Origin of the sequence: Pedobacter suwonensis (genome assembly GCF_007833675.1) — a bacterium.
Taxonomy (GTDB): domain Bacteria; phylum Bacteroidota; class Bacteroidia; order Sphingobacteriales; family Sphingobacteriaceae; genus Pedobacter; species Pedobacter suwonensis.
Genome location: NZ_CP031708.1, coordinates 2,046,000 through 2,064,225, shown reverse-complemented (window position 1 = coordinate 2,064,225; position 18,226 = coordinate 2,046,000). Strand labels below are relative to the sequence as shown.

The following is an 18,226-nucleotide window of genomic DNA, read 5'->3' as shown; positions in this document are numbered from 1 at the left end:
AAGTGCATCTATATACTAACTTTTTAACGGCAAGTCTTCTTGCATTAAAAAGGTTAGTTTTGCCTAAAGCGTTTTGGCTTTAATTTTCTTCAATTCTAATTCTAGGTTAGCTGTTGAGGATTTTTCGATTTTCGCTTTGTCTATTGCCATTTCTTGAGTTTTAATTGCCTCTTCATTATAACCTAAACGATAAAGGATATGAGCTAAAGTATCGTAATATCCTGCAATGGGATTTAATTCAATCGATCTTCTGCTCCAAATCATGGCTTTACTCAGATAATTTAGATTTTTAGTCCCAATCTGATAAAACTTCCAAGCGGCATTATTTAATTCATTAGCATAGCTGTTAGAAGTTGAACCGAATGTTACTACCGATTGTGTGACAACTGTTTTGCCGTAAATTTTTTGTAAACTATCCAATTTCTCTTTTGAGATTTGTTTTTGGTTGGGCATCGAAGCAATTTGTTTTTGTGATAGCGCTTTCCGGTCGTTAGCTTCAATTTTTTTTATGCTATCTGCACCAATATTCATGTAGAAATTATCATAAAAATAACTAGCAGTTCTCAAATAATTAGTGGTATCCTTTACGGTGCTATAATACCATAAAATCTGCGTGTTATATGCTTGCTCTCCTCTTCTGTAATCTCTTGTCCATGTATTTCTGGCAAAGGAAGCAGCTGACATAGCCCTTAACGTATTTTTGTTCTTTGCTGCGTCAGCAATCGTATTGGAAATAATTGCGTTATTAATTGCAATTCTTCGCTGTAAAGGTTCTGTTCTGTACAAACTGTCAACAATCTTCCGGTTGGTACTGGCCAGCTTATAGGCGTTCCCATCACTGTATGGGCCAGCTTCCAAAATATACAGTACATTTTGGTAGTCGCTAAAGTCTCCAATTTTTAGGTTGTTGGCATATTGCTCAATAAGTTGTGCATTATTTGTAATGCCAATCTTTTTTCTGGTGTCGATTAATTTTCTTAATACCGTATTATTGTTTTTGTCAGCATTAAATTGGGCTTCCAGATCAGATATTGATTCCTCTTTTGAAGCCAAAAGTGCCTTTTCGATCATTGAAATATATTTCTTTTGATCGGTAGAATTTCCAAAATCTTTGTAGAAAACATCTCTATTAGTGCGAATAAATACAAATGCCGGAAACGATTTTACATTTGCTTCCCTAATGATTGACCGCACACTAGTATCCGACATTATGGTTTTATAAACGACAAAATTCTCATTAATACTGTTTATCACTTCTGGTTCATCTAGAGCAGATTTAAAAATGATTTTTGCATTTGGGGGTAAATCTGTTGGTTTGGCTAAACCAGATACCTCTATAATTAGCAATACTGGTTTTTTAGATGACGAGGATTGTTCCAGAGCCGTTTTTAAGGATTTGGATTTTTTTAATTCTTGGGCAATACCAGAAGAATAAGTTATAAATAAAGATAATGTAAGCGCAATAAGGTTTTTCATTTTGAGAGCGGATTATATGGTTAAATTAAAAAAACGCCCGTGATCTCATTCACAGGCGTTCGGTATATTATTGATATTGAATATATATAGGTTTTGGCGTAAGTTTTAACAGCTCTTCAGGAGTCATTAACCGCTTTGGTTCTTTCTTCAGATCATTTTTATAAAATAGCTTAAAACCAGTAAACTGCACTGGTTCGCTTTGTATAAAGTGGCGGTAGGTGCCAATTTTTAAATCAGGTTCACCCCACCCATCCATATGCATCACCACCTGCACTTCCGGACGTAGTTTTATGTTAGCTGAATTGGTTACCATCTTTTTTGTAAAGCGGTGCAATACAAATACTTTTGGAGGCAGATTATGCTTTTTAACAATATCGGCCAGGTATTGTGTCACATAATTTACGTCTGCCGCATCATATGTGCCAATCTTCTTGCCAGGCAATGAACCATCTTTCATTGAAAATTCCGGGTCGATACCTAAATGTACATAAGGCAGTTCAAGATATTTTTCGATGTGTGGCAATTCTGCTTTTATGGTACTTAAAGCGACCTGAAGATCTAAAAACACGATGGTATTAGGTTGCATTTTAGCAATTTTCAAAACAGAATCAATCTGTTTGTTGCCCATCCTGTTGATGTATTTTCCATCTTTTCCTGGTGTTCCGCTAGCTACAGCAGCAATATAATGTAACCCTGGTTGTACAGGCGTAGATGGATCAGCTTTTTCCCAGTGTTTAACTTCAGCATTCAGGCGTTGCCACATTTCTTTAGGTGCATATTCGCCCAGCGCACCCATTTTTTTTGAATGCAGATTTCCATAATAAACAACGATACGTTTAAAAGGTAAAATTGCCCCAGCCAAAGGGTACGGTTGTTTTTTTACCGGCCATTTGCCTGTAGTATCTCCGTTTGCCAGTTTTTTAACCAATGAATCGTAAAGTTTTGGATCAACCGGTTTCATAACATTGGCGGTTGAGTCTGTCTTCTTTTTGGTGGTATCGGTGGAGAAGATTTTACCAATGCTGCTTCCGCCTTTACTGTCTGAATTGCAGTTGGCAAATAAGCTTATTGCGGCAAAACCAAGTATTACGGTGCCTGCTAATTGAGGGAATTTCATAGATATATTAGATAATTAAAATTTAGTCTTTTCCGGACCGATGAAAGTAGGGCGGAAATCTGGTAGTTTAAAATAAAGTAATCAACATTTACACATTACAGAATTTGCCAAAAACACCTAATGGCAACTTAATGCCGGAAGTAGCCTGTAAGTAAAGTTCTCCCGTTTCGAGGTTTTTAACCGCGGGAAAAGAAGTACGGATTAAATTTTCAACAATTACGGAAGAGAACCCCAGCGAGTAAGTATTTAAGATAAGAAAGTGTTCTTTTTCATCTAATAACTGTACAACATCTTGCATCATTTCCTGGATATGATCTTCCAGTTTCCATTTCTCTCCATTGGGGCCGTGGCCATAAGCTGGTGGGTCTAAGATAATGCCATTGTATTTCTTGCCCCTTTTTAGTTCTTTCTTTACATATTTTAGCGCATCCTCAACCATCCAGCGGGTATCTTTCAATCCCGAAAGTTCCTGGTTTTCATTTGCCCAGGTAACTACCTGTTTAATCGAATCTACGTGGGTAGTTTCTGCACCTGCTGCATTTGCAATTAGCGATGCCGCACCAGTATAGGCGAAAAGATTTAAAACTTTAGGCTGTGGTGTTTTAAAATTTTTAATTGATGAGGAAATAAAATCCCAGTTTACGGCTTGCTCCGGAAATACACCCACATGTTTAAATGAGGTTAAACCTAAGCGGAGTTTAATGGCAACTTCATTATTTTTATATTCTACGTGCCAACGGTCTGGGATGGATTGGTTTTTTTTAACCCATTCGCCGGAAGTTGCCGAGCGGCCTTTAAAAGTAATATTGGCAGTTTTTTTCCAATCCTGTTCTGATAATGTTTTTTTCCATACCGCCTGAGGTTCAGGACGGATCAGGATTACGTTTCCAAAACGTTCTAATTTTTCAAAATCCCCGCAATCTATCAGTTCATAATCTTTCCAGTGGGTGGGGGCGAGTAATTGTATCATTTAATTAAATAACTTTAAATTTGGATAATTGACAATGTATTGATCGTCAGTTATCAAGGTTAAATCATTTGTAAGTGCTTGCGAAATAATTAATCTATCAAATGGGTCTTTATGTATCAAAGGTAATGTAAAGTAGGTGATAAAATCGCTCTTAGATGGTTGCAGTATTTTTACACCATGCTTTTCAAGCAACTGATAGATAGAATTTATATCATCTTTTAATTTCAACTTCCCAATATTAAGTTTGATCGTAATTTCCCAGATGCTTACTACACTTATATATTTTTCTGAATCATGATTGTTGATGATATCAATTACCTTTTTTGAGATAGAATAATCTCCATTGATAAAAAATAAAAAAATGTGGGTGTCTAATAAAAAACGCATTACATATAATCCTTTAGTTCATCTAATGGCTCATTAAAATCATCAGAGATATAAAGAATTGTACCTTTTGCAGCACCATACAAGCTTTTCGGCTCTTCAACAATATTTGCCTGTTCATTTGCCGATTTAGGGAAGCTCTTCGAATGTTTGGCTTTCAAAAAATCAATAAAATCTTCTACCTCGTTTACCATGTTTTCTGGTAAGGTTTCCAATTTGTGAATGATATTTTTAGTTGCCGTAGTCATATACAAATATACGATTTTTCTTAAAACTTGTCTTTTGCGGCTTTCATGAAGCGGCTGGCAAATACGAAATCGTTCAGTTCCTGAATGTCGGTATGGGCAATTTCCTTATTGCTGCCTTCCCAGAATTTCTTTCCTTCATGCAGAAACAGAATGTAATCGCCAATCCCCATTACAGAGTTCATATCGTGCGTTACTACAATGGTGGTGGTTTTATATTCTTCAGTAAGTTCCTTGATCAGTTCATCAATCACGATGGAAGTTTTCGGATCCAGGCCCGAGTTGGGCTCGTCACAGAACAGGTATTTTGGGTTCATCGAAATGGCACGTGCAATACCCACACGTTTTTTCATACCACCAGATAATTCTGCCGGAAATAATTTGTTTTTTCCAGCCAGGTTTACCCTTTCCAAACAAAAATCAACTCTTTCAAGCTTTTCCTTTCTGCTTTGATCAGTAAACATGTTTAAAGGAAACATGATGTTCTCTTCAACCGTCATGCTATCAAACAGGGCGGAGCCTTGAAATAACATGCCAATTTCTTTACGTACCTCGATACGCTGTTCATAGGTCATAGGTGTAAAGTCGCGGCCATCGTACAATACTGATCCAGAATCTGGCTGGTGCAAACCTACCATACATTTTAGCAAGGTTGTTTTTCCCGATCCGGAACCGCCAATAATTAAGTTGGTTACACCCTCTTCAAACTTTCCGGAAATGCCTTTTAATACATCGTTTCCAGAGAATGACTTATAAATATCTTTAATTTCGATCATTACAATAACAATTGGGTCACGATATAATCGCAAGCTAAAATAGAAATACAGCTAATTACAACAGCCCTTGTACTGGCCTGAGAAACTTCAAGTGCACCACCGCGAACATAAAATCCTTCGTACGCCGGAACGGACGTGATGATAAATCCGAATACAAATGCTTTTACCAGGGCAACGGTAATGGTATAAGGGTTAAAATCGGTGGTAATACCTTGAATATATTCTGCTGGTGTTACTGCGCCGGAAACCGAACCGCCGATATAACCACCGGTAATGCTTAAGAACATCGAAATAATAACCAACATGGGTACCATGGTAATGCCCGAAATGATTTTAGGAAGAATTAAATATCCTGGCGCATTAATACCCATAATTTCCAATGCGTCAATCTGTTCGGTAACCCGCATAGAACCGATTTCAGATGAAATGGCCGAACCGATTTTTCCTGCCAGTACAATCGCGCTAATAGTTGGACTCAATTCCAGTATGCTCGAATCACGGTTCACAGAGCCGATAATGGTTTTTGGAATAAAATCACTAACCAACTGGAAAGCAATTTGTAAAGTCATTACTGCGCCGATAAAAGTAGAAATAATAGCAATTAAACCTAAAGAGCCAACGCCAACATAATCCATCTGTTTGGCGATTTCTTTCAGGTAAATTTTCATTTTTTCCGGCCTTCTGAATACAGACTTAAGTAGCAGGATGTATCTGCCGAAATTGGTAAAATTCATTCCGTATATATTTGCTTAATTTAAATGATCATTCTATACTACTACAAAGAAACGATAAAAAAGTTGGAGCGCTTTGCTAATTACAAAAATATTCGTGGTTTTGAATATAATTATGGTTTTTTGTTAACAAAAATTAAACCATAAATAATGAAAGCGGTAATAACCGGTGCAACTAAGGGAATTGGTAAAGCTATTGCGGCTAAACTTGCCCAAAACAGATACGATTTAATTTTAGTAGCGAGGAGCTTGAGCGACCTCAATAAACTTCGGGAAGAGTTAACCCCTTATGGGAATGTTGTTTTTATCCACGCGGCAGATTTTTCAGTTAAAGAAGAAGTATATGCTTTTTTAAATTCGACTACAATTAATCTCAATCAGGTAGACGTTTTAATCAACAATGTAGGCGGCTTTTTTCCCGGCAGTATGCTTGACGAGGATGACGAAACCTTTGAGAAACAACAACATTTAAATACAAATGCCACTTATTATCTGAGCAAATTTTTTGGAAAAAAAATGCGCTCAGCCAAGCAGGGCCACATATTCAACATTTGTTCAGTGGCAAGTAAGGTGCCTGCAAAAAATGCCGGAAGTTATAGTGTAACAAAAGCAGCGATGTTGAGTCTTAATCATGTATTGCGGCAAGAGTTGGCACCTCACGATGTTAAAGTAACAGCATTTTTGCCAGGCGCTACCAAAACTTCATCATGGGAAGGCACAACAATTCCAGATGAAAAATTTGTACAGCCTGAAGATATTGCAGAAACATTATTTACCATTTTGAACTTAAGTAAAGGGGTAAATGTCGATGAGGTTTTAATTACTCCGCTCGATTTTTAAACACAAAATGAACAATATTATGGAAAAGAAGCTTTTTAGAAACGAACACGATAAGATGATTGCCGGTGTAGCTTCGGGACTTGCAGATTATATGCAGGTTGAGGTTACCATAATCAGGTTGTTATTTGCATTATCGGCCATATTTATGGCAGGAGGTGGCTTAATTGCCTATATCATCATGTGGATTATTGTTCCGGTTAACAATGATCCGGCAGCAAGGTTTTCCAGATTTAATGACTATTTTGGTAATAAAAACCCAAATTCACAGCCGTTTGGAACAACCGACCCTTATGCAGTTCCCAATAGCCAGGCAAACCAGAATTGGACCCAGCCGGTAGACGGCACGCCGAAAACACCTTTCGAAACCCAGCCTGATTTTAGTAAATTCAATAAATCTAATGATACCGGCCGTACTATAGGCGGATTGGTATTACTGGTAATTGGCTGTTTTTTCCTGATGCGTGAAATGGATTTTATACCTGATTGGTTTAGTCTCCGTAATTTATTCAGGTACCTGTGGCCGCTGATATTTATCGCGTTAGGCATAAGTATTATAGCCAAATCAAAAAGAAAAAATGACTGGGCAGCTTTTCAGCACCAACAGGAAGCTGAAAAACAAAAAACAGCCGATTTTTCTGAAACGATAGTAGAAAACGAACCTGCATCACCGGTTAAAACAGACGATCATTCAACATCCGCTAACCCTCAAGTTTAAAGAAATGAAATTAGATAGATTAATGTGGGGTATCATCCTGCTTTTTATTGGCGGCGTACTCCTACTCGAAAACTTCGGTGTAATCACTTTTTATTGGCGCAATGTCTGGAGCTTTTGGCCGGTATTTTTGATCATAGCAGGTTTAAATATCCTGTTTAATAAAAATAATTCGCAAACAGGAAGCATCATTTCTATTGGTGTTTTAGTGGTGGCCCTTTCTTTTCTTTTTTATAGAGGCCAACAGGTTCCTGAGCGTGGCAGTTGGTGGGGACGTCAGTTTAAGAAAGATGTAGATATTAATATTGAACATAACAACGATGATGACGACGATAATAATAGTGATACATCTTTTAACCATTTAAGTTTATCTGAGCCTTTTGTGGCGGCAGACAATGCGAAAAAAACAGTATTAAATATTTCCGGAGGTGGTATATCATTTAACCTGGATGGTGAAACCGATGAGTTGATCAATGCTGACGTAAAGAAAAAACATGGTAACTTTTCGTTAAAGAAATTACTTACCGATAGTGCTACCGTACTGACTTTCCAGATGGATGATAAAAAGAATAAATGGAATTTTGGCGACGGGGGTAACGATGTTAATTTTAAACTGAACAAAGAAGCCAATTGGGATATTTTGATGAAACTGGGTGCTGGTGAAGCCAACTTTGATTTTGCCGATTATAAAGTCCGTACTTTCCGCTTTGATGGTGGAGCAGCAGCTTTGGATATCAAATTCGGGGATTTATTACCGATAACAGACGTCATCGTAAAGTCTGGTGTGGCTGATGTAAAAATCAATGTGCCTGCAAACTCTGGTTGCCGTATCAAAACCAAAACTGGCTTATCGGCTAAGGATTTCGATGGTTTTGAAAAATTAAGTGATGGTGTTTACGAAACTTCAAACTATAAAACCTCAACCAAAAAAATCTTTATCAATTTAGATGGTGGATTGAGTAACTTTGAAGTAAGCAGATATTAGAAAGGTAGAAGGTTTCAAGGTGGAGGGTGTAAGGCTTTATTCGATCTAACCTTTGTAAATGCTGAACTTACAGTCCTAAAACCGAACAATCCTGATCCAATCCCATGAATCCTGATCAATATACAGTTGTAATTAATGGAAAGCCGCAAGGACCGTATGATTTAAATGAACTGAAAGATTTAAATATCAGTGCGAATACTTTTATACGTAAACCTGGAATGGACGATTATAAAGAAGCTCACGCAATGTCCGAATTGCGTGAGCTTTTAGGTTTTACTTATCAAAAAACTGCACCTCAATATTTCGCTGCTTTTGATCAGAGATTATTGGCTTCGGTGATTGATCATTTTATTATTTTCGGCTTCTATACCCTAATTATTTTAACCAGTTATATTTTTATAGAAGGGAAAGATCAGCGGATTATGGCTTTTTTAGTTCCTTTTCCGTTGATATTTTTAGTCAAATTAGTTTACGGCAGCATTGCCGAAGCAGCTAAAAGCCAGGCAACTATTGGTAAAAAGCTTTTAAACATTAAAGTAACCGATTTAGAAGGTAGCCAGATTTCTTTTGGTGTTTCCTTTGCCAGGAACTTTTCTAAAATTTTATCCGTAATTCCTGTTTTCTTTGGCTATCTATATAGTTTCCTTAATAAAAAACACCAGTGCTGGCATGATATTGTAGCCAATACTTTGGTAATTAAAGACAGGCTGATCTGATCAGAAAAGCAAGGTTAATGCAGTTGTTATTGTTTAGTCGGGCTGTACGCTATATCTTTGGCCCGCCCTCATTACCCCAGGCCCACAGCCAAAGGATGCCGCTTCCATCCCGTTTATTAAACCTGTGCTGGTGCAAGTATGCCAAGCTCACCTGACATCAAAATCATTAGACCTGATGGGAGTGGAAATCCCTTTTGGGTTAGACAGGTTTGTTTCATTAAATATTTCTTCCAAAAGGATTGCAACAAACAGCAGGACCGAACTTAACCCATTATCACTGGCCTTGCTCTTCAAAAGAGAATGCCAGTTCTTCTATCTAAAACACAGGCTCTGATATTTACAGGAAGGCAAGACTGATGTATTTATCTGAGTTACCCGGCACGTGTGCGGGATCTCTGTCTGGTATTCGACTACGCTCCGGCTGACAGCCAAAGAATGCCGCTACCTTCCCTTTTAAAAATATGGGCGTTGCAAGTATGCTAAACCCAATGCATTTATCAAGCGATACTATTTTTCAGTTTCGAAAAAATTTAAATGTTGTCCTGAAGCACCAGGTCGATTTTAATTACAACATTCCAGCATTAAAACATTCCAACAATCCTTATCTTTGCAGACAGATGGAAAATATATTGGCAAAACATGATCTGGCTGGCGGATATTGCAACAGTTTAACCGCTTATTCGAGGTACTTAACCCGCGAGGTAAACATTGGTGATATTGCATTGGGTGGGCACAATCCGATCCGGATCCAATCGATGACGACCACCGATACGATGGATACCTTGGGTACGGTAGAGCAGACCATCCGCATGGTAGAATCCGGCTGTGAATATGTGCGTATTACTGCACCAAGCATTAAAGAAGCCGAAAATCTGGCCAATATTAAAAAAGAACTGCGTTTCCGCGGTTATAATGTTCCATTAATTGCAGATATCCATTTTACACCAAATGCTGCCGAAATGGCTGCCCGTATTGTAGAAAAAGTACGGGTTAACCCAGGCAACTATGCAGATAAAAAGAAATTTGAAAACATAGAATATACGCAGGATGCTTACAATGCGGAATTAAACCGGATTTATAAAAAGTTTATCCCTTTGGTGAAAATCTGTAAAGAATACGGCACCGCCATGCGCATTGGCACCAACCATGGTTCACTTTCTGATCGGATTATGAGCCATTATGGCGATACTCCACGGGGTATGGTCGAATCGGCTATGGAATTTATCCGCATGTGCGAAGACCAGAATTATTATAACCTGGTGATTTCAATGAAAGCCAGTAATACCCAGGTTATGGTTCAGGCCTATCGCTTACTGGTAGAAACTATGGCTAAAGAAGGGATGAATTATCCTTTGCATTTGGGTGTAACTGAAGCTGGCGACGGTGAAGACGGTCGAATTAAATCAGCCGTTGGTATCGGAACTTTATTGGAAGACGGTTTAGGCGATACCATCCGCGTTTCTTTAACCGAAGATCCTGAATTTGAAGCACCGGTAGCTAAAGCTCTAGCAGACCGTTATGCTTTAAGAAGTCCGAAGTCCGAAGTCATAAGTCCTGAGTCGATAGCTCATCGCCCATCGCTGAGCGCTTACCGCCCAACTTACAGTCCTTACGAATACAACCGCCGTATAACTACTCCTGTACAACATATCGGCGGGCATCACCATCCGGTAGTGATGATTGATGTTTCGAAAGAAAATTTAAAAGATCCTTATTTTTTAAGTTCGGTTGGTTATCACTATAGTGCAGGTTTAGATAAATATAATCTGGCAGATCAGGCTTGCGATTTAGCTTATTTAGGAGATAATCTGCCATCTTTCTCTTTCCCGGGAAATTTAAAACAGGTTTATAATTACCAAACGTGGCTAAAACTTCAGGATAATAATAACTGTCATCCGCTATTCTCTTTAGAAGAATTTATCAAAGCTGATCATAAAGATGATCTGTTAAACTTTGTTGAGGTTGATGCAGGAACATTCCAGCATGCCAACATTCCAATATTTCAATCTAATGTTGTTCTGATTTTAAAAACGTCTGCATCACACGGCATGGCTGAACAAAGGGCCTTTTTTGTTGAATTGCAGGAAAAAAATATTCAGGTTCCGGTAATTATAAAAAGAACTTACCAGGATGTAGATGCCGATCATTTAATGCTTTATGCTGCCACCGATCTTGGTGCCCTGCTTACTGATGGTTTTGGCGATGGCGTTTGGATTGATGCCGAAGGACAAAATCTTTCACTGATCAATTCAACCAGTTTCGGCATTTTGCAGGCCACCCGAACAAGAATCAGTAAAACAGAGTACATCTCTTGCCCCAGCTGCGGACGAACGCTTTTCGATCTGCAGGAAACCACGCAATTGATCCGTTCCCGTACTGACCATTTAAAAGGAATAAAAATAGGCATCATGGGCTGTATTGTTAATGGTCCCGGAGAAATGGCTGATGCGGATTATGGTTATGTAGGCACCGGACCCGATAAGATTACGTTATATCGTGGTAAAGAAGTGGTAAAGAAAAATGTAACCACAGCTTACGCTTTGGATGAACTGATCGATATCATCAAAGGAGATGGCAACTGGGTAGAAAAGGTTTAATTGTTATTGCTGGAATGGCAAAGTAAGCCGTGGTCTGTGTCCTCACAAACTGCTATGCTGTTATCCTTCGCAGTGAAGAATCCATATCCTGGTATTGCCGAGTTATAACTACTGCGGCATTACCAATACTAGCATATTTTCAACATCATCGATATTCTCACAGAAGATTCTTCATTGCATCCGATAGCAATCGGATCAGAATGACAAGACCATTTAATTTTCTAACCAATAAATCCTAAATTGCCTTGATGAAGATTCCGGAGTTTCAATACCTCTTTAATGAACTTAAAAACTGGCTGGCCGGTAAAGGCCTTGCAGGTAACGAACTCATTTATTCTTATTTTCTGATTGGGCTTGTTGCAGTTATTTTATTTTTGTTTGTAACCATTTTGGTAACCAGACAGGTGTTTATCGTTGTGGTAAAAAGTGCCAAAACTAAGTCAGACTGGCAAAAAGCGTTATTCGAATTTCGTGTTTTTAGGGCTTTTGCCTTAATTTTTGGCGCTTATATCATTTATAATGTTGTTCCATACCTTTTTGTCTATTTTAAAAACTGGCATTTTTATGCTTTGATTCTGGCAAAAATCTACATGGTTTTGGCTGTCATGTTTGCTGTAAATGCGTTTTTGAATGCGGTGGTTTCTATCATGGAATCATCAAAGAAATATGCCGATAAACCCATCAGAAGCTATAAACAGGTAGCTAAAATTGTATTTTACATCGTTGGTTTCGTACTTATCCTTTCGATTATTCTTGGCGAATCTCCGGTATATGTTTTCGGTGGTTTTGGCGCAGTAACAGCTGTTTTTATCCTGGTTTTCAGAGATCCTATCTTAGGTTTTGTAGCATCGGTACAAATGAGTGCCATTGATCTGGTTAGGGTTGGCGACTGGATCACAGTAGAAAAATATGGTGCCGATGGCGAGGTTACCGAAATTAATTAACCACCATTAAAGTGCGCAATTGGGATAAAACCGTAACCATTGTGCCAAGTTATGCCATAGTTAGTGAATCATTTAAGAATTGGCGGGCGATGGAAGAAAGTGAAGGCAGGCGGATTAAACGGCATATCAATATTAAAATTTCGAGTATTAAATTCTGCGATGAGGAACTGATCGGTAGGTTGCAGAGCATCGATTTTCTTAAAGATTACCTTAGGGAAACCCAGGCTTTTATTGAACGTTACAATGCAGAAAATACAGTAAATCCTAACAATCTGGTGAACGGTCGCCACATGACCAATATTGGTACCTTTAGGGTGTATGCAGAAAAATATCTGGAAAGCAATCCCTATATCAATAAGGAGCTTACTTTTATGGTGCGCCGGTTGCAGGCCACAGAAAATGGACTGCCGATTGAAATTTACGTGTTTTCTAAAGAAAAGGCCTTAAAGCGTTTCGAAGAAGTGGCTGCCGATATTTTTGACCACTTGCTGGCAGCGGTACCATACTTCGACTTAGAGATTTTCCAAAGCCCGAGTGGTAGCGATATGCGTAATTTTGTAAGGAGAGGGGATAGTTAAATTTGTTTCTCATTCTAAAAAATAATTAACTTAAGTGCGGGTATCATCCTGAACACAGTGAAGGATCTTATTTAGCTAAAGATTCTTCGCGATGCTCAGAATGACAGTTATGATTATTCTCCCAAGAAAGTAAGCACCTTTTCACAAACCTTAAATAATTGCGGTGGTAAAGTTTCGCTGGTATAAGGTTGTGTTGCTCCATAAACATGGTTGGCGCCTTCAATTTTAACCAGCCTGCTTTTCGGATTGGCTTCTGCCAAGGTTTGGGCGGTTTCGAAAGGAACATTAACATCATCATCACCATGTATAACTAACCAGGGGATGTTGATGCGCTTTGCTGCATCTATAATATTTAATGTCGCTGCATTTTCTTCCAGATCTTCTAATAAGGTAACATTTAGTGGCATTTGTTCTTTGGTGCGGGCGTTGGTGACAAAGATCTTCCCGGTTTTTTTCCATTCTGCCTCCTGTTCTTTTTTCCAAAGACTATCAAAAGCGGCAATAGCACTCCAGGTAACCAGTTTGTTGATCCTCAAATCATTTGCTGCTTCTATAATTGATAATCCACCGCCACGGCTATGTCCTATCAGGTTCACCTTTGTGTCTTTACCATAAGCTTTCTCAATAAAATCCAACACTGCATTGATATCAAAGAGTTCTTTCGATACCGTGTTGCTGGCAAAAGCTTCCAGGTCGTTAACATCTGTTGGGGCATCAACCGGAACCCCGCTATGCGATAAATTAAACTTGACGTAACGGTAACCATTACCGGCAAAATACCTGGCAACTAAGTTATGCGCGCCCCAATCTTTAAAACCTTTAAAGCCATGTACAAAAAGTACAATTGGGGTATTAGGGTTTTTTTTATCAAAAGTAATGTCGCCAATAATTAATTTTCCGTCTGCACCGCTAAGGCTAAAATTGCTTTGTGTAATCATATTTTTAGGATTGGTATAAAATATAAACCTACAAAATTTCATTTTGTTGTGTGCTTTTGTATTGGCTTGATGGTATTGTTATGATGCAGGAACCAATAAAACCGTTCACAGAATCAGAAAAAAATGTTCTCTAAAAAGGATAGTCGTAAAAATACTTTTTGATGCAGGCCTTCGAAAAGTTCAGGCCGAGGTTCACAAAAGATTGCAACGAATAATAGAGACTAAATTAAAAATGAAATGATGGCTACGATTGCAAACTGCGTTTCTTCATTCTCCTTCCATGGCTTGTGTCCTTATAAACTGCTGATAATTTTTTCTTTCCACTGTTGTGCGTTAACTAAATCTGACAGCAGCGAAAATCCTTTTTGCTGGCAGTAACCCACCAACCATGCTCGTCTGCATCCGATAGAAACAGGTACCTTCACAAAAGCAGTACCTTAACCACAAAAAGATTGAAGCGGATGGCAGGGCTGAAGCAACCGATGAACACTGGAACCTGCTTTTCAGAAAAAACTTTTTTGCTACGGAAACACGGCGTAAAATAAAAACTGTTAGGCCATTTTTTTAAAATAATAGCCTGCCCAGCCTATAAACAAGAATTGAAGTGGTAACCTAAGCCACGCGATTAGTGGCGTAATTAACATTTGACCCAGCATAAACGGTGCCTGTTGGATCATGTAAATATGTGCAGGCAAAAAGGCAATCAACATCATTATAATGAGTAGTGCGGCAAATTTCCTGGTTTTATTAATCAACAATAACAGCCCTGAAATAATTTCTAATATTCCAGAAAAATAAATTAAAAAGCCAGATGCAGGCAACCATTTTGGCATGATCACGTAATATACTTCAGTGGATAAAAAGTGGTTGCATCCTGCCAGAATGTAGAAAAGTGCATAAATCCAAAGGAAAAATTTATAAATTGGTCTCTTCATAATGGATCGGTATAGGGTTTAAATCTTAGGGTTTGCTATTTAAAACCGTTCTAAATTGATGTAAATTACAGGTTAATGACAGTCACATGCCTTCACCATGTTACTTTTGTATCCCGATAATATTAATAACGGAAGCACTTGGAATATTTAAAAGTAATAGCTTTTACGCATCACCACATTGACCTGAAATCTTTAGGGAAATTAGTTATTTGTGACCAGAGTTTAGATAGCAGGTTGAAGAATGTTCAAGCAGAGCTTCCCGTTAGCGAAATTTTTTATGTCGGAACCTGTAACCGTGTAGAATTTGTTTTCTTGACCAAAGAGAAAACCGACAAGGAATTTGTAACCAAATTTCTCACTGTTTTAGACATGGGGCTGCCTCCTGAATTTATGGAGCGTTTTCTGGATAACGTTACCGTTTACGAAAACGAGGAAGCTTTTAACCATTTGCTTAGAACATCATGTTCTTTAGAGAGTTTGGTGGTTGGTGAAAAGGAAATCCTTGCCCAAATCCGTAAAGCTTACGAAAATTGCCGCGATGCCGGATTTACCGGCGATTACATGCGCATGATTATGGATCGTGTAGTAAAAACGGCGAAAGAAGTTTATACACATACCAATATCTCTAAAAATCCTGTTTCTGTTGTTTCATTGGCTTACCGTAAGTTAAAAGAGTTGAACATGTGCGGCAACTCACGTATCTTAATTATCGGCGCCGGCGAAACCAATCAGAATATTGCAAAATATCTTAACAAACATAAATACTCCAATTTTTCCATTTTCAACCGTACTTTCTCTAAAGCCGAAGTTTTGGCTGAAGAGCTAGGGGGTAAAGCTTATCCGTTAGCGGCACTTGAAGATTTTAATGAAGGGTTTGATGTGATCATCACCTGTACGGGTTCTACTGAAGCAATTATCACGGAAGCGTTATATGCTAAACTGTTAAATGGCGATCAGGGCAAAAAAGTGATTGTAGATTTGGCTATTCCGAATGATGTTCTGCCTGCAGTGATCCATAATAATCCTGTGCATTATATCGAGGTGGAATCGTTGAAGGAGGTAGCACGCAAAAATATCCAGGAACGTTATAACGAACTGGTGCATGCCGAAGAAATTATCAGCAATAACATTACCGAGTTTTTCTCTGTTTTAAAACAACGTCGGATTGAACTGGCGATGCAGGAAGTGCCGAGAAAGATTAAAGAAATCAAAAACACAGCTATAAATGGTGTTTTTGCTGACGAAATCAGTCAGATGGATGAAGCCTCGCGTGAAGTTTTGGAACGTGTTATGAACTACATGGAGAAAAAATACATCAGCGTACCGATGGTCATGGCCAAAGAAATTCTGGTAAACCAACCTTAATTTATTCATATTCATATTCTTTTTGTGTCATCCTGAATGAAATGAAGGATCTTTTCTATGGGAAGGAAACATCCTTGAAGGTAGATTCTTCGCTGTGCACAGAATGACAACAGATGATAGCCAAATGTCATAGAAATCCTTTAAATTCTCCTTTCTGTAACCTCACTGTCTCATTTTTAAACAATTCATGGTATAAACCACTATTTAAATTAAATTTGTAATTCATTTAATCTTAATAGTGAAGAAATTAACCATTGGAACACGCGGTAGCGATCTGGCTTTATGGCAGGCAAATCATATCAAAGATGAATTAGCAGCCATCGGAATTGATGCAGAAATCAAAATCATTAAAACTCAGGGAGATAAAATCCTGAACTTAAGATTAGATAAACTGGAAGGCAAAGGCTTTTTTACCAAAGAACTGGAAGAAGAGCTTTTGGGTGGAACAATTGACCTTGCTGTACATTGCCTTAAAGATTTACCAACTACACATCCTGCCGGATTGACCATTGCTGCTTTACCACCACGTGAAGAAGCAAGTGAATATCTTTTGATTTTAAAAGACTGTGTTGATGTTACACAAAAGTTGTCGTTAAAAAAAGGGGCAATGGTGGGTACTTCATCTAATCGTCGCAAAGCACAATTATTAGGTCTTCGACCTGATTTGGAAATTGAAGATTTACGCGGAAATGTACCTACCCGGATCCAAAAGCTCCGCGATGAAGATTATGATGCGATTTTGATTGCCAAAGCCGGTGTTAAACGTTTAAATCTTGATGTGACCGATCTACATGTAGAGGAACTGGAAACTACTGAGTTTATCCCAGCACCTGCCCAAGGTGCTTTGGCCATTCAAATCAGAGAAAATGATACCGAACTTTTTGATGCTCTTCAAAAATTACATGATCCCGAAACAGCTGAAACCGTAACGGTTGAACGTAAGGTGTTAAACCTTTTTGAAGGTGGCTGCCATATGCCGTTAGGCTGTTATTGCAAAAAGGAAAACGGAAAATTCGAAATCTGGACTTCAAAAGCCGAAACTGCCGACCATTTTCCCGAACGCTTGTTTTTACGTGCAGAAAGCACCGAAGGCCTGGCTGAAAAAATTGTTGAAAAGTTTAATAAAGACAGAAAGAAACCAGCAAAGGTTTTTATTTCGCGCGAAATCGGCGAACACAGTTATTTCCGTAGAGCGTTAGAGAATAACGATATCGAAATTGAGGGACGCTCACTAATCCGTACCTTCCCGATCGTAACTGTTTTAGACCAATTTATTTTGAAGCACGTAGATTGGGTTTTCTTCAGCAGCCGCAATAGTGTTGAATATTTCTTCAACCTGAAACCTGTATTGCCAAAGAAAACCAAATTTGGTGTTGTTGGCAGAGGTTCGGAAGACGCCTTACGTAAATTCGGTCATATTGCTGATTTTGTTGGTGAGAGTGGTGATATTACAGAGGTTGCGGAAGATTTTGCCAAACTGGTTGCTGGTCAGCAGATATTGTTTCCTAGGGCACAGGATTCTTTGCAATCTATTCAAAAATCGCTACCTGCTGATGCTAAAGTAATCGATCTGCCCATTTATGAAACCGTAATAGAAGAAGATATAGATCGGAGTTATGCCGATGTGCTTATTTTTACCAGTCCATCAAATGTGGATGCCTATTTCGCAAACAATTTATTGGAACCCGGTCAGCAGGTAATTGCCATAGGAAACTCTACCGGTAAGAAATTTGATGAAATGGGCGTTAAATATGCTTTGCCATATTCTCCGGATGAAATTGGATTGGCAGAAGCGGTGTTTGGAATAGAGATGAGGTAGAGGCAGGAAGGTTTAGGGTGTAAGATAATTAAGTCTTGATACCCGATACTGTAATCTTGATAACCCGATACTTCAATCTTGATACTCGATACTAAATA

18 protein-coding genes are annotated in these 18,226 nt (G+C 38.5%); 9 read left to right on the top strand and 9 right to left on the bottom strand.

Annotated elements, in window-relative coordinates:
• Positions 1-63: 63 nt before the first annotated feature.
• The 7 genes from DV942_RS08275 to DV942_RS08245 all read right to left on the bottom strand — a co-directional run bounded on the left by DV942_RS08275 (position 64) and on the right by DV942_RS08245 (position 5,702).
• The gene (locus tag DV942_RS08275; protein ID WP_145856754.1) at positions 64-1,476 is read right to left on the bottom strand and encodes a hypothetical protein; all 1,413 of its coding nucleotides are present in this window, start codon (positions 1,474-1,476) and stop codon (positions 64-66) included.
• Positions 1,477-1,543: 67 nt separating this feature from the next.
• A complete protein-coding gene (locus DV942_RS08270; protein WP_145856751.1) occupies positions 1,544-2,593 on the bottom strand; it encodes a hypothetical protein in 1,050 nt (349 codons plus the stop codon).
• 88 nt (positions 2,594-2,681) lie between these two features.
• The gene (locus DV942_RS08265) at positions 2,682-3,563 is read right to left on the bottom strand and encodes a class I SAM-dependent methyltransferase (RefSeq protein WP_145856749.1); all 882 of its coding nucleotides are present in this window, start codon (positions 3,561-3,563) and stop codon (positions 2,682-2,684) included.
• The gene (locus DV942_RS08260) at positions 3,564-3,950 is read right to left on the bottom strand and encodes a type II toxin-antitoxin system VapC family toxin (protein WP_145856746.1); all 387 of its coding nucleotides are present in this window, start codon (positions 3,948-3,950) and stop codon (positions 3,564-3,566) included.
• Positions 3,950-4,195, bottom strand: a complete 246-nt coding sequence (vapB, locus tag DV942_RS08255; RefSeq protein WP_145856744.1) for a type II toxin-antitoxin system VapB family antitoxin — start codon at positions 4,193-4,195, stop codon at positions 3,950-3,952. The genes DV942_RS08260 and vapB overlap by 1 nt, the downstream gene beginning before the upstream one ends.
• A gap of 20 nt (positions 4,196-4,215) precedes the next feature.
• Positions 4,216-4,968, bottom strand: a complete 753-nt coding sequence (locus DV942_RS08250) for an ABC transporter ATP-binding protein (RefSeq protein ID WP_090981564.1) — start codon at positions 4,966-4,968, stop codon at positions 4,216-4,218.
• Positions 4,968-5,702, bottom strand: a complete 735-nt coding sequence (locus DV942_RS08245; protein ID WP_090981566.1) for an MlaE family ABC transporter permease — start codon at positions 5,700-5,702, stop codon at positions 4,968-4,970. Before DV942_RS08245 ends, DV942_RS08250 begins: the two co-directional genes overlap by 1 nt.
• Before the next feature lie 147 nt (positions 5,703-5,849).
• Between DV942_RS08245 and DV942_RS08240 the strand changes: the two genes are divergently transcribed.
• The 7 genes from DV942_RS08240 (at position 5,850) to DV942_RS23990 (ending at position 13,071) form a co-directional block, all read left to right on the top strand.
• Positions 5,850-6,539: an SDR family NAD(P)-dependent oxidoreductase gene (locus tag DV942_RS08240; protein WP_145856742.1), complete on the top strand. Its 690-nt coding sequence runs from the start codon at positions 5,850-5,852 to the stop codon at positions 6,537-6,539.
• A gap of 19 nt (positions 6,540-6,558) precedes the next feature.
• Positions 6,559-7,254 carry a PspC domain-containing protein gene (locus tag DV942_RS08235; RefSeq protein WP_186462455.1) on the top strand — a complete coding sequence of 232 codons (696 nt, stop codon included), beginning with the start codon at positions 6,559-6,561 and terminating at the stop codon, positions 7,252-7,254.
• Between the two features lie 4 nt (positions 7,255-7,258).
• The gene (locus tag DV942_RS08230) at positions 7,259-8,236 is read left to right on the top strand and encodes a LiaF transmembrane domain-containing protein (RefSeq protein ID WP_145856737.1); all 978 of its coding nucleotides are present in this window, start codon (positions 7,259-7,261) and stop codon (positions 8,234-8,236) included.
• Positions 8,237-8,340: 104 nt separating this feature from the next.
• Positions 8,341-8,952, top strand: a complete 612-nt coding sequence (locus tag DV942_RS08225; protein WP_145856735.1) for an RDD family protein — start codon at positions 8,341-8,343, stop codon at positions 8,950-8,952.
• 617 nt (positions 8,953-9,569) lie between these two features.
• The gene (gene ispG / locus DV942_RS08220; protein WP_145856732.1) at positions 9,570-11,549 is read left to right on the top strand and encodes a (E)-4-hydroxy-3-methylbut-2-enyl-diphosphate synthase; all 1,980 of its coding nucleotides are present in this window, start codon (positions 9,570-9,572) and stop codon (positions 11,547-11,549) included.
• Between the two features lie 248 nt (positions 11,550-11,797).
• The gene (locus tag DV942_RS23995; protein WP_145856730.1) at positions 11,798-12,493 is read left to right on the top strand and encodes a mechanosensitive ion channel family protein; all 696 of its coding nucleotides are present in this window, start codon (positions 11,798-11,800) and stop codon (positions 12,491-12,493) included.
• Between the two features lie 11 nt (positions 12,494-12,504).
• A complete protein-coding gene (locus DV942_RS23990; protein WP_186462454.1) occupies positions 12,505-13,071 on the top strand; it encodes a mechanosensitive ion channel domain-containing protein in 567 nt (188 codons plus the stop codon).
• A gap of 113 nt (positions 13,072-13,184) precedes the next feature.
• Here the strand turns inward: DV942_RS23990 and DV942_RS08205 are convergent, their stop codons facing one another.
• A complete protein-coding gene (locus DV942_RS08205) occupies positions 13,185-14,009 on the bottom strand; it encodes an alpha/beta hydrolase family protein (protein WP_145856726.1) in 825 nt (274 codons plus the stop codon).
• A gap of 551 nt (positions 14,010-14,560) precedes the next feature.
• Positions 14,561-14,944 (bottom strand): DoxX family protein, encoded by a 384-nt coding sequence (locus tag DV942_RS08200; protein ID WP_145856724.1) that lies wholly within the window; start codon positions 14,942-14,944, stop codon positions 14,561-14,563.
• A gap of 138 nt (positions 14,945-15,082) precedes the next feature.
• Between DV942_RS08200 and hemA the strand changes: the two genes are divergently transcribed.
• Together hemA and hemC are read left to right on the top strand one after the other, a co-directional pair.
• On the top strand, positions 15,083-16,309 hold the full coding sequence (hemA, locus tag DV942_RS08195) for a glutamyl-tRNA reductase (RefSeq protein WP_090981589.1): 1,227 nt from the start codon (positions 15,083-15,085) through the stop codon (positions 16,307-16,309).
• Positions 16,310-16,547: 238 nt separating this feature from the next.
• Entirely contained in the window at positions 16,548-18,128 is a 1,581-nt protein-coding gene (gene hemC, locus DV942_RS08190) for a hydroxymethylbilane synthase (RefSeq protein ID WP_186462453.1), read from the top strand.
• The last annotated feature ends 98 nt before the right edge of the window (positions 18,129-18,226 follow it).

Coding starts and splice junctions, on each gene's coding strand:
- DV942_RS08265 (WP_145856749.1), bottom strand. CDS start 3,563: ATGATACAATTACTCGCCCCCACCCACTGGAAAGATTATGAACTGATA.
- DV942_RS08270 (WP_145856751.1), bottom strand. CDS start 2,593: ATGAAATTCCCTCAATTAGCAGGCACCGTAATACTTGGTTTTGCCGCA.
- DV942_RS08235 (WP_186462455.1), top strand. CDS start 6,559: ATGGAAAAGAAGCTTTTTAGAAACGAACACGATAAGATGATTGCCGGT.
- DV942_RS08200 (WP_145856724.1), bottom strand. CDS start 14,944: ATGAAGAGACCAATTTATAAATTTTTCCTTTGGATTTATGCACTTTTC.
- DV942_RS08240 (WP_145856742.1), top strand. CDS start 5,850: ATGAAAGCGGTAATAACCGGTGCAACTAAGGGAATTGGTAAAGCTATT.
- DV942_RS08275 (WP_145856754.1), bottom strand. CDS start 1,476: ATGAAAAACCTTATTGCGCTTACATTATCTTTATTTATAACTTATTCT.
- DV942_RS08245 (WP_090981566.1), bottom strand. CDS start 5,702: ATGAATTTTACCAATTTCGGCAGATACATCCTGCTACTTAAGTCTGTA.
- DV942_RS23995 (WP_145856730.1), top strand. CDS start 11,798: ATGAAGATTCCGGAGTTTCAATACCTCTTTAATGAACTTAAAAACTGG.
- DV942_RS08260 (WP_145856746.1), bottom strand. CDS start 3,950: ATGCGTTTTTTATTAGACACCCACATTTTTTTATTTTTTATCAATGGA.
- DV942_RS08250 (WP_090981564.1), bottom strand. CDS start 4,968: ATGATCGAAATTAAAGATATTTATAAGTCATTCTCTGGAAACGATGTA.
- DV942_RS08230 (WP_145856737.1), top strand. CDS start 7,259: ATGAAATTAGATAGATTAATGTGGGGTATCATCCTGCTTTTTATTGGC.
- DV942_RS08225 (WP_145856735.1), top strand. CDS start 8,341: ATGAATCCTGATCAATATACAGTTGTAATTAATGGAAAGCCGCAAGGA.
- vapB (WP_145856744.1), bottom strand. CDS start 4,195: ATGACTACGGCAACTAAAAATATCATTCACAAATTGGAAACCTTACCA.
- ispG (WP_145856732.1), top strand. CDS start 9,570: ATGGAAAATATATTGGCAAAACATGATCTGGCTGGCGGATATTGCAAC.
- DV942_RS08205 (WP_145856726.1), bottom strand. CDS start 14,009: ATGATTACACAAAGCAATTTTAGCCTTAGCGGTGCAGACGGAAAATTA.